Origin of the sequence: Pseudomonas sp. TH04 (assembly GCF_016651355.1) — a bacterium.
Lineage (GTDB): Bacteria > Pseudomonadota > Gammaproteobacteria > Pseudomonadales > Pseudomonadaceae > Aquipseudomonas > Aquipseudomonas fluorescens.
Genome location: NZ_JAEKEA010000001.1, coordinates 5,096,915 through 5,111,745 on the forward strand (window position 1 = coordinate 5,096,915; position 14,831 = coordinate 5,111,745).

A 14,831-nucleotide genomic window follows, 5' to 3' on the forward strand; every position below is an offset into this window, starting at 1 on the left:
TCACCGGAAATTCCTAATCGCAATTTTCTACGGCGGCCGCTAGGCAGCTTCGGTTGGATGAGCCATGCTGAGGTGTCGAAACGGCATAGGGAATTGCGAGCATGCGCGTCATCAATCTCAAGATTGAAAATTTCCGGGGTGTGAAGTCAGCTGATCTTTCCTTTGACGGGCATACGCTGTTGGTAGGAGGCAACAACGTCGGCAAGAGCACCATCTGCGAGGCGTTGGACCTTGTCTTGAGCCCTGACAGGCTATCGCGATTCCCTCCCGTACAGGAGTTTGATTTCTACAATGCCGAGTACCTTGAAGCTGACGGCACGTCCCCTGTAAAGATCAGGGTTGAAGTCATGCTGGTGGATCTCAGTGGCGAGGTCGAGCGTACCTGTGGGGCTCATACGGAGCTGTGGCACGTCAAAGAACAACGGCTGCTAGGGCCTGGTGAGGCCGACATAGCCACCCCGCCCGATGTGATCCGATGCCTGCGGATTGAAACGCAAGCCATCTACAACTCCGAGGAAGATGAGTTCGAGGCCGATACGTTCTTCTCCTACAGCCCCAGCCTTGACGATGGCGAGCTTCAGAGAGTAAGAAAGACAGTGAAGCGGCTGTTCGGATTTCTTTACCTCCGGACCCTCCGCACAGGCTCGCGTGCTCTAAGTCTAGAGCGAGGTTCTCTGCTCGATCTCATTCTCCGTTTGCAAGGTGTACGAACCGGTCTTTGGGAGAAATCGATTAAGCGGCTTCGCGAGCTGGACCCGCCAATTGACTCTGATGCTGCCGATCTCCGGCCAGTACTGGATTCGATTGAAGAAAGGCTCGCGCAGTACATCTCTGTAGGTGGAGCTGGAAAAGCGACGCAACTATTCGTATCGCAGCTCACCAGAGAGCATCTGCGCAAGACGATGTCGTTCTTCCTTTCGGTCACAGCTGATCAAAAGCCAGTTCCATTCCAGCATGTAGGAACCGGTACGCTGAACACCCTAGTGTTGGCGTTGCTGTCCTTCATCGCGGAGGTGAAAAAGGACAACGTGATTTTCGCGATGGAGGAGCCTGAGATAGCCCTTCCACCGCACACGCAACGTCGAATCGCCAAATATCTTCTGGAAGAGACAACACAGTGTTTCGTGACGTCGCATTCCCCGTATGTGATTGAGAGATTCGACCCATCACAGATCATCATTTTGCGGCGAAATGGTGAGGCGACAGTTGAGTCGACGACCGTGTCGTCTGGCACAACCCTGAAAGGCAAGATGTATAAGCGTCATGCTAGGCGAGGCTTGGCCGAAGCTATGCTTGGCCCTGGGGTGATCGTCGCGGAGGGGATTACCGAGCACAGCGCTCTGAGCGCGGTCGCTGAGAAGATGGAGCAAGCCAACCCAAACCTGTTTGCCCTGGACCTGGCAGGTATCACCATTTTCCCGGTCGAGGGCGATGGTTCACTTCCTAACTTTGGTTCTTTCTTTAAGGCCCTTGGCCTACGTACGTATGCATTTTATGACTTCAAGCCACGGAAGCCGGAAGAGAATCAGAAGTTTGTAGACGCGTTCGATCTGCCTAATGAAATTCCTTTTGCGAACATCGAGCTGCTCCTTGTGAATCAAACGCCAGTGAAGCATCAATGGACGTTCCTATGTGCGCTCCGCGAGTCTGGTGACCAGGGCAACATAGGGATCCCTGCTGAACGACCCGACGACGTGGGCGTCAGGGCAAACATGCTCAAGGCTCTGAAAAGCAACAAGGGAAATGGGTATGCTGGCGGGCTGCTCGACCTGTGCGAGCTGCATGAACTACCTATAGGCATCACAGATTTTCTGACGCGCGTATACAGTGATTTTCCAAAGCCTGCCCCTGCCGTTCTACCTGGCGATAAGCCGGTCGAGGAGGAGGATGAAGAGGATTTGGTAGGCGCCTTATGATCATCTGTGAGCAGCGTCAGAAGATTTTGGACGAAGATGGCCACATCCTCATTGTGGGTGGGCCTGGCAGCGGCAAGACCACCATCGCTCTCCAGAAGGCCACAAAGATCATTGTCGGCGGGTTGCAGCCGGGGCAATCGGTACTGTTCCTAAGCTTCTCCAGGGCGGCTGTGGCAAGGGTGGCTGAGGCTTCGAATTTGCTGGTTGATAAAGCGGTGCAGTCGCAGCTTAGCCTACAGACCTTCCACTCGTTCTGCTGGTCCTTGCTCAAAAGCCATGGCTACCTGCTCGGTTCTCCGAAAGGAAAGCTCAAGATTCTGTTGCCCCAAGATGAGAAGGCTTTATCCGGTGGCCTGAAAGCACCGAAGAAGGGAGAGCCCGCTACACCGCAGTGGTTAGCGTGGCAAGAAGAGCGGGAGCGCTTGTTCGCTGAGGAAGGACGAATCTGTTTCGACTGGTTCGCCCCCAAGGCTAGTGAACTGCTGGGAAGATGCCTGCTGCTTCGGGAGCTAGTTGCAGGCACTCATCCGGTGATCATTGTTGATGAGGCTCAAGACACCGGCAATTCAGCCTGGAGTTGTATCGAGAAGCTGGCAGACCTCTGCCAGATCATCTGCCTCGCTGATCTTGATCAGCAAATTTTCGATCACCTAGAGGGCGTCGGTCCGGAGCGAATCGACCACATCAAAGCTGCCTTAGCTCCCGTTTTTGTAGACCTTGGCTCCGACAATAATCGCAGTCCAGGCACTGAAATCGCGGTGTTTGGCAACGATATCTTGGCGAAGACACCAAGGAGGGTCCCATACTTAGGGGTTGGCCGACAGATGTATGACCCCAGACAGGATCCTGTCCAATGGATGCGTGTGGCGCTCGGTAGATTTTACAAAGGCGCTAAAGCTGACGGTTTGGTTGTGGACAGCATGGCGATACTCGCGACCACCGGCAGCGGCGTTGCAAAAATTTCAGCCGCCTTGAACGGGGGGGCGAATCCCATACCTCACAAAGTCTTGTTCGACGAGGCCGCAGTTCTGCTGTCCTCTCGTTTGGCAGCATTTCTCCTAGAGCCCAAGCGCCCAGAGCGACGCGCAGCTGATATAGCCACGTGTCTTGAATTGCTTGCTTCGATCAGAAGGTCAGATGGAAGCACGACGGCAATCAAAGAAGCTGCAACCTACTTGAAATGGAGTAACAGCATTGCTGAGGGCAAGCCAGCGAAGACCAAACTCGCGAAGAACGCTGAAGCAATCATCGATGGCGCAGCGGATTTGGTCTTTACGGGTGACCCAGGCAGAGATTGGATTATGGTCAAAACGTTGCTCTATCGGTCTGGTGTAAATGAGTTTAAGCACATAGCGGGTGCTCTCGACTACTTGATCGCTTTCAACCGCGGCAAGCGGATCAGTGCCAGCTTGTCGGAGATGTGGATGAGCACTGGCGCATACACCACGGCTCGGCAGGGGCTCGACAACGCGCTAGTTCAGGACCAACTGCTCGCTGGTGGGGACGACACGAAGGGTATCCACGTCATGACAATTCACAAGTCCAAGGGCAAGCAGTTCGATGCGGTGATAGTGGTTCGGGAAAGCGTCAGGCAGGGAGCGCAGGAATATCGCTCCTCCTTGGTATGGCGTGGTGATGAAGTGCCCTATGACCGAAGCAGGAAAATTCTCCGCGTTGGTATCACCCGTGCCCGGCGCTACGTTTTGATGCTTGAGCCCATTTTCCCGAGATGCCCGATCATGTCTGATTACAGATTGTGATGATTCGGTCAGGGTCATAGACAACTTTCTCCGTACACGAATGCTCATCACCATGTGAATAAGGACAAGCATGAATATCTGCAAATGTTTTCAATGCAACACATGTGGAACGAAAATCGATTGCAGGATTGGTATGTCTAACAGAGATATTCAGCCATTCCAATTCGCTTGTCCAAAATGTGAAGAACGCATTTCATTTGTTTTTGGTCAGTTAGATGGTGAATTGCAGGGTGCCACAGAATTAGAAGATTTTGAGGGGCCTTTTAATGGCGATAACCCTTTTGTTGATTTGCACTTAGATTTTCCAGCTTACTTCGGCGTTTACGTAATGGGTATGACGACTTTTCTCAGGGTTACGCGTGAAATCGGTCATGAAGCGTACCAACACTTGAATCTTCGCTTGGAAATGCTGAATACGCTCTACCCAATGCAAAGCGACTTGAGAAGCGTAATTACCCAGTACAAACGTGGGGATATAGATAGTTTTGAAAGGACTTGCTCGAAAATACCCGGTGCCGCTCTAAAGTCGCGTAAAAAAGAGGATGTTTTAGCCGCGCTATATTCCACTACATCAGTAATGTCTTCGCCATTTACAATTCACGAGCACAACGCTGAAATAAGCGAGAAGGCATCTGAACTATTCATGTGGCTGCACCAATGCCACCATGAAAAGACAATTGCATTTGTTGACGAAATCTTAGGTAATGGATTTCTCAAGAATCTGCACAGTGATTGCTTATCTTTGTATCCAAAGTTGATCGCAATGGACTTGCCGTTTCGCTCAGCATTTTTTTACGATTATGCGAATACTGAGGATCTTGGTCAAATTCCCGCTCGAATATCTACAGCCGACTTCGATGTTTGCAGTAACTACTATAAGGATTTGGCAGAAGTTTTCGCGCGACAACTTGCTTTCTTGGCGGGTTTGAACAACCTCATAAAACGTGGGTGTAGTGACCTTTTCGAGCCATCTCTAAAGCTTACGAAAGCTCAGAGTACCAGGCCTGAACTGGAGAGTCTGAATTCATTTGCTAACGTAGATCTAGGGAGTAAGTTAGCGTTTATAGATGATTGCTTTTATCGTATTGATATGGATGCTGTTGATAACAAATTGAGGAATGGTATAGCTCATTATAAATATGAGTATAAAGAATCAACGCAAATTGTAACGTACTACCCAGGTAAAGAAGGTATGAGTAGAGATAAATACTATGAGATCTCTTTTATGGATTTTATCAGGAAGTCACTGCTATTGTTCAGGGAGGTTCATGGTATTAATCACATAATTAAGGCGGCACTTTTTTATTGTGTACTGATTCTGAAAAAAGAAATCTAACGTTGTTCCTCGGAGTACAGAATGTGCGTTTACTGTTGCTCATTGTAGCCTGTGACGATAAGCAGAAATAGGTCAACGCTCTACCGGTAAGAACGACGAAACCTGTTTTTGAATTTTGATGCGAGCGGTGGCTACTAACCATTACACAACGTGTAATGGATGGAACGTTGTGGTAATCGCGCTAGGCGACGCCCAAGTTGTTTGTGCGGTCATGCATTGAAAAACTCCTTCGGGCTTTTGCCAGCCAAAGGATATCCTTGGGCTGGCTGCCGATCAAGCTGGAGGCCGGGCCGTGGTCCTTTACCCAGCCAGGCTCAGAAGCTCTTCCAGGCTCATAGTCTTCATTTCACGACGTAGTGAGTACTCATCTTTTAGAGATCCACCCAAGCGTGTAATCAGGTGCTCGAACAGATTGTAGAAGTGACCCTGCTGATCTTCATCTTGCCATTCTTCGTACGCACGACGAGGACGTGGATTTTTGCCCGAAATCGTCTGGGGAATAAAAAACGGGCAGAATATCTTGCTCCTCATATCCAATCCCTCGTATGCCACTCTGGTCGCGGTATCTGTCTTCATGAAACGAGGGCGATGCAGCAACTGAATTTGACTTTGCATCACACCGGTTTGAACAAAGCGTGCGCTCGCCATGATCTCTTGGGGGCTATCGAAGTCAGCTGGGACGACATACACATCGGGCTGGAATTGATTCAGGAATGGCTCAGATTCCGACGTGATATCTCTGCGCTGGGAAGCCAGGCTGGTACACACGTCGACAATCACAACTTCGCCAGCTTCTGGCCGGTAAGCCAATACTTCATCAGGCGCCAGGTCTGGACAGTTGATGCGTAAATCCTGCATTTCGCGAAGCTCGCCGGCGACGACCTCCTTGTTCTCTAGGGTAGTAGCCTGGATCAGCGTTGGTTTCATGTTCAGTGAAAATTTGGAAATGACCGCAAGATTTTTGGCAACCGCAGTTTTGCCTACTCCACCCTTTGGGTTTGCGACCGCAATCACCAATCCCTTATTTGTCGGCAAACGGATAAGGCGCTGCTTTTGGCTCCGCATCTTGTTGCGCACCAATTCTGTTACCCAGAGCATGAGTGAGGGGTCGACAGGGTTCACCCCGCTGAGCCATCGGCTCACCGTTTCAGGTGCTGTACGTTTGCCGTCTTCACGGGACTCACTCAGCTGATTGGCTAAGGCCACGCCACTCAGCTCAAGATATTTCAGTGCTTTTTTCAGCAGAAGAGAATTTGTCATTGATTGATCTGGCGTCAATTAGTTTTAGTTTTGTTCTTAGTTAAATGACGCTAGGTCAATTTTCACGATAGTCAAGCGTCTGGATGACTTTCTTTAGGTGTGTTTACGTTTCACGTCATGAGGTGGTGGGGCGCATCAAAATTTTTTTCTGATCCAAGAATGCTTCAACTACATGCTCGTTCGCTATGCGGCGGCCCATCCTGCCGATTCGGTTTTGACCTTTCTACCGAACTGCGACAGCACGTGCGTTCCTAGGGTTGGATCCATTCTGAAGTTCGTGTATAAACAACATGTGGTTGCTTGTTGTGATTAAATACACAACATGTAGTGTATGGCGATTTAGTGGCTCGGTAGGCTCAAGAGAGGCGAAATGACGGACGAAACACACGATTTGCCAACGTTTCACGTGCTCGCTTTATCGGGCGGCGGGTATCGGGCGTTGTACACGGCCACAATCCTCAAGGAGTTTGAGCAGGTGCTTGGACGGCCCATCGCGTCCCATTTCGACCTGATCTGCGGGACCTCTGCGGGAGGTCTGCTCGCCCTTGGGCTCGCCAGCGAAATTCCTGCCAGCGAGCTGAAATCGTTATTCGAAGACCAAGGCCCAACAATTTTCAACACGCGTAATTTTGCGCGTAGACGTTTGGGTTTCCTCAGTCGTGCAAAGCACTCAAACGCAGGCCTGCGTTCGGTACTTGAGGAACGCTTTGGCACAACCACAATGGGCGATCTGAAGCACCGCGTGCTCATACCGGCGGTCAATTACACCACGGGGCGTGGACAGTTTTTCAAGACTCCCCACCATCCTACGTTTGAGATGGATTACCGGATGAGCTTGGTGGAGGTCGCTCTGGCCACATCTGCTGCGCCCGTGTATTTCCCTTCTGTGCGAAACGAGCGTGGAGTGTTCGTTGACGGAGGCCTAGTCGGAAACGCACCAGGATTGTTCGGGCTGCATGAAGTGCGGACATTTTTGGCGCCGAAGCAAGATGTGCGGATACGCGTGCTTGCGATTGGCACAATGACGGTGGGCGCAACCGTAAGCGGTGGTAGGGATTTGGACCAAGGAATTATTGGCTGGGGTAGCAGCCTTTTTGACCTGGTTATTTCCGCCCAAGAGTCTTCGGTCGATTACATGCTGGCGCAGTCACTCGGCGACTGCTACCTCAAAATCGACGACCAAGTCACACCTCAGCAAAGCGGTGATGTGAAGGCGTTGGATGACGTGTCTGAGGCATCAACAAACACTTTGCGAGATCGAGGCACCGCGGCTGCTCAGCGCGCATTGGGTGACAGCCGTTTCAAGCCATTCCGCTCACACCACGCTGCTCGTCCAACGTTTTATCACGGACCAAATAAAAACTCGGAGGATCTCTAAATGTTGAACCTGTCACCCCTCTTCAACACCTCCGAAGATGAGCCGAGTTTGCTCCAGGCTTTGGAATTGACGGCGGCACAACGGCTGCTGATTACAGCGGCGAAAAATGAAGTTCGTCAGTGCCTTCGTTCCGGGATTCCGAGAGTACTTCGTGAGAACGGCTACGAGGGGGTGATCCCTCAGCCACGCTTTTTTACCCAAGGGTCTTGGGCATACAAAACACTCAACAGCCCCGCACATCTTCCGCCACAGCAATCTGACGTGGATGACGGCGCGTACCTGCCAATCAGTTTTTTGAAAGGCAGCAAAAGACCTAGTGTGGCCAGCTCGATTTTTTTCAAGGCTGCCGAGGTGGCGCTGGAGCGGCTTGTTGAATCCAAGTGGGCTGAAAAATGGAAGCTCGTGACCGACAAACCGACTTGTATCCGTATCGAGATTTCTACCACGGCTCATATCGACATCCCGCTCTACTCCATACCAGATGACGAGTACGTGACGCTTGAGAAAGCCGCTGCGCGACATGGCTTTGATAGCCTTCTGGATGCCGTGAGCGAACGTAAAGCGGACAGCTGGACGACGCTTCCAACAGATGAAGTTCTGCTTGCCCACCGCGTTGATGATTGGATTAGTTCCGATCCGAGGCCAGTCAAAGAATGGTTCGTGGATGCAGTCGCCGAAAAGGGCGAGCAGCTGCAACGAGTCGTCCGCTATCTGAAGGCATTCCGCGATTGGCAGTGGAAGGCAGGAGGCCCATCTTCAATTCTGTTGATGGCGGCAGCGGTGCCATTGTTCTCAAAGATGGATCGTCGGGATGATTTAGCACTTCTTGAGGTACTGAAGGGGCTTCCTGCGGCACTCAGAAATGGCGTGAACAACCCAAACGATGAAAAGGAAACGTTGAGTGGTCGCATGTCAGAGGAAGCGCTTGAAGAAGCTGCACAGAAATTCGAGATGTTCGAAAACCATCTCAACGCGGCTATATCCTCCTCGGACGAGACAACGGCGTGTAACTGGATGATCAGCATGTTCGGGCCTCGGTTCCCTAACCGCCCGAGCAGGATCAAACAGGTAACCGTTGCCGCAACCATTGCCGCGGTACCTGCCCAAGCCGGTGCCAGCGAGCTGGTCGGTCGTACCAAGGCTGGCTAGTAAAAATGGTTGAGGTATTACCTAATCTCATTCTGGAATTGCAGTCCCGAGGTTTTACGCACCTCGGCAGAACGCACAGCCGATGGCTTCGATTTGAAGGACCACTCAATACTTCTGAGGGAGTATTCGACTGTGATTTCTCCGTCGATCCGAGCTTTTTTTCTTTGCCAGTCGTGAAGCTTAAAAAGCTGCCCGCCATCTTAGGACCTGTGACGCCACATCTCGGGGTGAACGGTTGGCTTTGTTACTTGGCCGCAAACACAGTCGTGCTCGACATTTTCGATCCCATCGGTCAGACGCTCAGGTGTCTAGCTGAAGCAGAGCGCGTTTTGGGATGTGTACTCAGAGGGGAAATGGTCGATGACTTGGAAGAAGAGTTTTTCGTGCATTGGTACAGCCAGTTATGTCTCTTTGACATGCAGAAACTGGAGCGAGGAGAGGTTCCTGCTTTTTGTGTAATTTCCAAAACGGGTGCACGTACTCCCGTACTTACTGATGATTTAGAGCGAACCGTTGCCAAAATCGACGCTCTTCAATTGCATCAGAAAAGACAGAGAATGCTCGCATATGTTGTCGGATCGAGCGCGCAACCTCGTCCGAGCCAAAAAGCATGGCCTCCAGAAACTGTCGCTGACATTCTGAGCTGGCAGCGCGAGTTGGATAAAGGTTGTGCCCGCAAGATTCAGCAACGGATCTCGGAAGCGCATCGGCTGAAGCTGAAGGACGCTTTGATATTCATAACGACGCCGAAGCTCAACTATGGCTTTCAGGTGCATTTTGAGCAGTCCATTCTCGACGATGAAAAATTCAAGCTCGCGCGAGGCACCGAAAGGCTTTACAGCTTACGGGTGACAAGACTCACCGCGATTCGAATCGACGAAAAATACATCGCCCAACGAAATATCCCCTCTCTCAAAACGCTAGCCGGCTTAAAGATCGCCTTGATAGGGTGCGGGACTATCGGTGGTTACTTGGCTGACATGCTGGTAAAAGCCGGCGCTGGGACAGGTGGGGGCAAACTGACGCTTGTGGACTTTGAGCTGTTGATGCCACAAAACGTCGGTAGACATCGTCTAGGATTGCCATTCTCATTCAAAAACAAAGCAGATGGCATCGCCACGGTACTTCAAAATGACGCCCCTGGTGTCTCTGTGCGTGCTCTTGAGGTGGATGTACGAGACGCGCATTTAGGTGATATTGATCTTCTGATTGATGCCACTGGAGAGGAGGCTTTAGGCCATTGGCTGACCTCGAACTACGTCCCGTCGACACCAATGTTATCGGTGTGGATTGAAGGTCCAGGAGCCGCTGTCCGTGGCTTGATGAAGACAGCTGGAGATGGCGCCTGTTACAGATGTCTATCTACCTACTCACGTGCTGGTCAGTTTTCGACCGTTCAGGGCGGGGTGCCTCATGTGATGGCAGGTCATGGATGCGAAGGTCTTTACGTCCCGTTCCCTGCAACCATATCAATTCAAGCAGCCGCACTTGGTGCTGAAATGGCGCTGGCTTGGGCCAATGGGAAAGTCAGTTCTTCACTGCGAACTAAGATCACGGACTGCGTATACACACTGGCGACCGCGGATTGCGATCCACCTAGAATTGAGGCCTGTCCAGCATGCAGTTCGTAGAAGAGTGGTCGGCCAATCAAGGGCGCAACTTGATTTATATCCATCCAGCTGTGCTGGAGGTATTTCGGCAATACATCCAGGCGGGGCCATCTGATTTGGAGGCTGGGGGACTTCTGCTGGGATATGTCCGCGGATCTCACCTTGAGATTGTCGAGGCGACAGTTCCTACCAGGTTCGACCGACGGTTCCGGACGTTTTTCGAGCGGATGTGCGATTTGCATGAGCGCATTGCAAAAAAACGTTGGGTCGATAGCAGTGGTCTAGTGCGGTACATCGGCGAGTGGCATACGCATCCGCAAGATTACCCATCACCGTCCGGAACGGATCTGATCGAATGGCGAAAGCTAGCTTTAAAGCGAAAAGACGAACGCCCTGTCCTTGGACTTATCGTGGGTCGCAAAACCCTATATTTGGAGTGCATGCCCTGTGTTGGGGAGGGGATGAAATTTCATTCAATAGTTGATTAACGACAGAAGGTACATCTTGCTGGTAGCCAGCAATGCGAATTACCGATTCTGGCTATCTTCGCCTAGCGTAGAAGGTCTTCAATCGACAAGAGCAGGCGTTCAATGAGCAGTCAACTCTATGCTGTTAACCAGTTCTGAAGTGTCGGAACTCCTGTGTGGTGGTGTGCACCAGGCTTCATCGCGATTGTTTGAATTGAACTCCGCAAGAAGCCTCACGCCGAGCATTCCTCGCTGGGTAGTGCCATCCTCTGCTGAAAGAGCTTCGCCGGCTGACTGCTGGGTTAGCCGTCAATACCGATACTTCCCTTGAACATGTCGATGGTTCTTGGATCATTCTTTGGCAGAAGATCAATTATTTCCGACGCGAAGGACTTCGGAAGATTGGCACCAGCAGTGATTCTACTGTCGATATACCAGTCCGCGCGGTGATGGCCGAGGGCTTTCTCGATGAGAAAGCAGTTGGCCATGGCCCAACTTGATGTCTTCAATACTACTGCACGTGGTTGGTCGGCAATTTGCCCGTTAAAAACCGCCTGCGTCATTATGTCTTGTGGGAACGCTAACCCTTTTACCGAGATTGCGTACATTGACGTTCCACATTGTTGCTCAAGGAATGACTTGAAGGCGTTCAGTTCAGCAAAAAATCCTTGTTTGGACCAGTTTGGTTCGGTCATGTAGGAGAGTAAGAGAACTGAGTCGTTCCATATGTACCCATGACTATGGAGGGGAAGGTCGTGGTTGATCTTTGCCGCAGCGCGGTTATGCATATCAATCATCGCCGATGAACCCTTTCCTGAGGCAGCAAGGCCCCTGGTTCCGACGAGATCAAATGCAGTAACTATGCAGGAAGGCCAATTGTCAGTGAACATATTGTGGGATCTACAGTTTAGTTAAGGGACGGGCCTGGACTCGCACTAGTGAGCGAAGCGAACGATTTAAATCAGTTGTTAAATGATTCTCTCAACTTTACCTATCTTGCTTGTGTTTATCGCCACCTCGTACTCAGGGGCATGATTTGCGAAGTATACAAAGCACCTGGCATATTCAGTTTTTAGAATGATGCGATTTTCTTTCACGAACCAATTCTGGTTCGCGTAATGCCTATAAGCAAATTCGCGAGCCACATCTTTTTTGGTGGTCCATGATTGACCGAAATTTAACAACTTGAGTTCCGATATATCTGCGCCTCTATAAAGCACTACAATCTCCGGTAGTGAGTCGATATTGTTTGGGTGGAGTTCGCTGTCGAGAATTACCTTTGGATACCAAACTTCATTCTCCTGGTTGGTGAATAATTGATGAATTCCACCGCGTGCAAATGAACAAAATGCATGCCTTATTGAGTCTAATATGGCGTCTGCCTCCAAATTGTCGATGGAATCGGATAGTTCAATATAATGCCGGTTTATTGCCTTCTCAGCTGGGCTATCCTCGAATGAGTATTGGTCAAATTTGTAGCCAAGCTCATTCTGCATACGGACGGACTTTACGAAGAAAGAAATGGATGCCTCAAATTTAGTTCGGTACGGTGATAAAAAATCTTCGCTCAATTTTAAGTCGATAGATTCAAGCGAGACTTTCATCTCGTTGGTTATAAAGTCTCGGTCTTCTCTTGGTAGCACGATTCACAGACTCAGCGTCACATAACTATAAATAGGTGACACATATGCATGACTTTTACGGCATTTGTGCCGCATAACGTTCTTGGTCTATGCGTACACCTTTGAGCCAATTGAGTCGAACGTTAAAAACGCAGTTTGGCAGAGTAGGAAAAGCGACAAGACCTTCACGGAGGTTACGAACTCGTTGGCAATATGTCCATGGTCAGTTATCCGCATCGAAGAAAGCTCAGTGATTTGAACGGGTTTACCCTCCATTCATTTGGCTTGGATCAGACCGTGCGCGTTACCACCATTTTCACTGACATTTTTAGGATCGACTCCAGGGCTAACTGCTGTGGTTGCGATAAAAAATGAACGGGCGGCTCCGGCCAAATTGAGCTGCAATTTTCTTCGCCATTTTATGAAATTTCGCGTCTACGATTGCTTTTTCCTCCGGCGTCAGCGACTCATACTCTGCTAGCCATGCCCCCCGTTGGTAGGCGAGCCGCTCATGACTAAGCGCCTTGATTTGCATCAAATGCTCAAATTCATGCTGATCATCAGCTTTTTCGAGTGCACGATTTTCGGGCGTTGTTTTTTTCATAGGAACATCCAAGACATTAGCTGTCTGCTTCATCGGTAAGGCCATTAATTCACAGCGTAGTGCACCCTTGCCTGGAAAGGAGCTTAAAGCCGTGCTAGTGCCCTTCTTTCGAAGGAAAGGGCCCATGGGTTTAGGACCGAGCAGTAGAGTTGGAGATTCGATTCTCAGGCCCGGCCGTGGAGGGAGAAAGGGCTGTCCACTTCTCCGGTGGGATAAGGAAAAAAGTCAGTAGCGCTCGGGATCTACAAAAAAACCGATTTCTTCGAGGATATCGTTTAGCGATCCAATAATCCTCGGCTCTGCGTATAGCTCAAGGTTTGTGTAAGAGAGAGCAACCGCAAGCCGTGATTGAGGTTCGGTGAGGGCGCGGGGGTCGAATGGCCAAATTTGAACCTTGGCAACACTGCTGTCGCAGTAATGGTAATCCTCGACAATTTCAACATCAGTTTTGAGCAGCGACCAGCTCAGTAAAGAAACTCCATAAGTACGTTGCGGTGAGTCGGCAAGCATCGTTCGTTGATCCAAAAAGGAATCCCCTACAAAAAACTGGTCCTGTACAGGGAACTGCCTCACGTAAATGTCCATTAGCCTGGGCGAAGAAACATAGCTACGGACGATTTCTAAATCTACCAATTTTAATTCACTTGAAAGATGGCTGTGTAAATCGTCTATCAAGCCCGCTTGGTTCGCCATGGCCAGTCTCAATTATCAATCTCCATAATGCAGATCGCATCTGGGGCGATGATAGTGCATGCGACGATTGCCTACACGAGAGCCACATATTGCACACACGTTTACGGATATAGCTTCAGCAAAGTTGAAGACGCCATGCACAAAATCATCACCGCCTCGGTAATAAATTCTTAGCCCACCGAATTTTTCTTTCACTTCAGTGACCGTAACCTGATCGCAATCGCTGATGTCGCACCTGGCTGAAACAAGCGATAGCGCAATATTCAGGATGTCGAACCAGCCGTCCTCGCATTCAAAGCCCCAAAAATATCGACCGTTTACGAATGTCGCATTGGGAAAAAGGGAAAGATTGGGTTTGCAAAGCAACTCTTCTCGTTCCGGGCTCATCTGATTTCTCGCTTAATGCAGATTCGTTGTATTCCATGTCTCAATAATTTCGGTAAAAGATTCTGCTATCTAAAATTTCAGCATCCGAACTGAAAGATTGATCGACCAAGATGATGGGTATGGAGCGCTCCATCCACTTTATGGTTTTTTTGTAGAGGTACGGATGTAAATCATGAGTGTCCATTCAAAAATTCTGTAGTTGCTGTTGTTCGAAAAGAATCTGTACAGATTTCAATTTTTCCCAATCGAGTCCGACTGGATAGCGAGCGTCTCCTGCGACCTCATAAGCAAACTCGGTCTTGGTCAAGTCGGCCCTATGCGGTTCTTCATAAGATATTAACTTCACAAGTGGCTGCATCTTCGTGCGCTTTGATTGATTTAGCCATGCAGGGGACACCAACTGGATATCCTGCACGAAGTACTCAGGATCACTATCTTCAAGGTGTTTTATCAGCAGCGAAATGTAGGGAATTAACCTCAACTCGACCCTCGCTTCGCTAGGTTGAGCAGAGGACCGAAAGCCCCACGACACATAGAACCAAGGCAGATTTAGGGAAAGCGTCACGAACTCCCATTCGACGGTGTTGCCTTCAAAAAAGGGAGGTGGGGGGATACGCGACTCCTGATAGGTTTCAAACATATAATATTC

14 protein-coding genes are annotated in these 14,831 nt (G+C 50.0%); 7 read left to right on the top strand and 7 right to left on the bottom strand.

The window, feature by feature from the left end; all coding sequences use genetic code 11:
- Nucleotides 1-101 precede the first annotated feature (101 nt).
- The 3 genes from JFT85_RS22965 (at nt 102) to JFT85_RS22975 (ending at nt 5,012) form a co-directional block, all read left to right on the top strand.
- Nucleotides 102-1,916: an ATP-dependent nuclease gene (locus JFT85_RS22965; protein ID WP_201230468.1), complete on the top strand. Its 1,815-nt coding sequence runs from the start codon at nt 102-104 to the stop codon at nt 1,914-1,916.
- Entirely contained in the window at nt 1,913-3,676 is a 1,764-nt protein-coding gene (locus JFT85_RS22970) for a UvrD-helicase domain-containing protein (protein WP_201230469.1), read from the top strand. The genes JFT85_RS22965 and JFT85_RS22970 overlap by 4 nt, the downstream gene beginning before the upstream one ends.
- A 133-nt stretch (nt 3,677-3,809) precedes the next feature.
- Entirely contained in the window at nt 3,810-5,012 is a 1,203-nt protein-coding gene (locus tag JFT85_RS22975; protein ID WP_242486552.1) for a hypothetical protein, read from the top strand.
- Nucleotides 5,013-5,312: 300 nt separating this feature from the next.
- Here the strand turns inward: JFT85_RS22975 and JFT85_RS22980 are convergent, their stop codons facing one another.
- The gene (locus JFT85_RS22980; protein WP_201230470.1) at nt 5,313-6,272 is read right to left on the bottom strand and encodes a ParA family protein; all 960 of its coding nucleotides are present in this window, start codon (nt 6,270-6,272) and stop codon (nt 5,313-5,315) included.
- A 370-nt stretch (nt 6,273-6,642) separates the two neighbouring features.
- On the opposite strand from JFT85_RS22980, the gene JFT85_RS22985 reads away from it, so the two are divergent.
- The 4 genes from JFT85_RS22985 to JFT85_RS23000 are packed head-to-tail and all read left to right on the top strand — an operon-like array spanning nt 6,643 to nt 10,897.
- Nucleotides 6,643-7,650, top strand: a complete 1,008-nt coding sequence (locus tag JFT85_RS22985; protein ID WP_201230471.1) for a CBASS cGAMP-activated phospholipase — start codon at nt 6,643-6,645, stop codon at nt 7,648-7,650.
- Entirely contained in the window at nt 7,651-8,799 is a 1,149-nt protein-coding gene (locus JFT85_RS22990) for a CBASS cGAMP synthase (protein WP_201230472.1), read from the top strand.
- A gap of 5 nt (nt 8,800-8,804) precedes the next feature.
- Entirely contained in the window at nt 8,805-10,430 is a 1,626-nt protein-coding gene (locus tag JFT85_RS22995; protein ID WP_242486553.1) for a ThiF family adenylyltransferase, read from the top strand.
- Nucleotides 10,418-10,897, top strand: coding sequence for a Mov34/MPN/PAD-1 family protein (locus JFT85_RS23000; protein ID WP_201230476.1), 480 nt, complete (start codon nt 10,418-10,420; stop codon nt 10,895-10,897). Before JFT85_RS22995 ends, JFT85_RS23000 begins: the two co-directional genes overlap by 13 nt.
- Nucleotides 10,898-11,178: 281 nt before the next feature.
- Here JFT85_RS23000 and JFT85_RS23005 read toward each other — a convergent pair whose 3' ends face one another.
- The 6 genes from JFT85_RS23005 to JFT85_RS23030 form a co-directional block, all read right to left on the bottom strand.
- Nucleotides 11,179-11,766, bottom strand: a complete 588-nt coding sequence (locus JFT85_RS23005) for a hypothetical protein (RefSeq protein ID WP_201230477.1) — start codon at nt 11,764-11,766, stop codon at nt 11,179-11,181.
- A gap of 78 nt (nt 11,767-11,844) precedes the next feature.
- Nucleotides 11,845-12,480, bottom strand: coding sequence for a hypothetical protein (locus JFT85_RS23010; RefSeq protein ID WP_201230478.1), 636 nt, complete (start codon nt 12,478-12,480; stop codon nt 11,845-11,847).
- Nucleotides 12,481-12,844: 364 nt separating this feature from the next.
- Entirely contained in the window at nt 12,845-13,135 is a 291-nt protein-coding gene (locus tag JFT85_RS23015; protein WP_201230479.1) for a hypothetical protein, read from the bottom strand.
- A gap of 192 nt (nt 13,136-13,327) precedes the next feature.
- On the bottom strand, nt 13,328-13,795 hold the full coding sequence (locus JFT85_RS23020; protein ID WP_201230481.1) for a hypothetical protein: 468 nt from the start codon (nt 13,793-13,795) through the stop codon (nt 13,328-13,330).
- A gap of 15 nt (nt 13,796-13,810) precedes the next feature.
- Entirely contained in the window at nt 13,811-14,182 is a 372-nt protein-coding gene (locus tag JFT85_RS23025; RefSeq protein ID WP_201230483.1) for a hypothetical protein, read from the bottom strand.
- Between the two features lie 184 nt (nt 14,183-14,366).
- Entirely contained in the window at nt 14,367-14,822 is a 456-nt protein-coding gene (locus JFT85_RS23030; RefSeq protein ID WP_201230485.1) for a hypothetical protein, read from the bottom strand.
- Between the last annotated feature and the right edge of the window lie 9 nt (nt 14,823-14,831).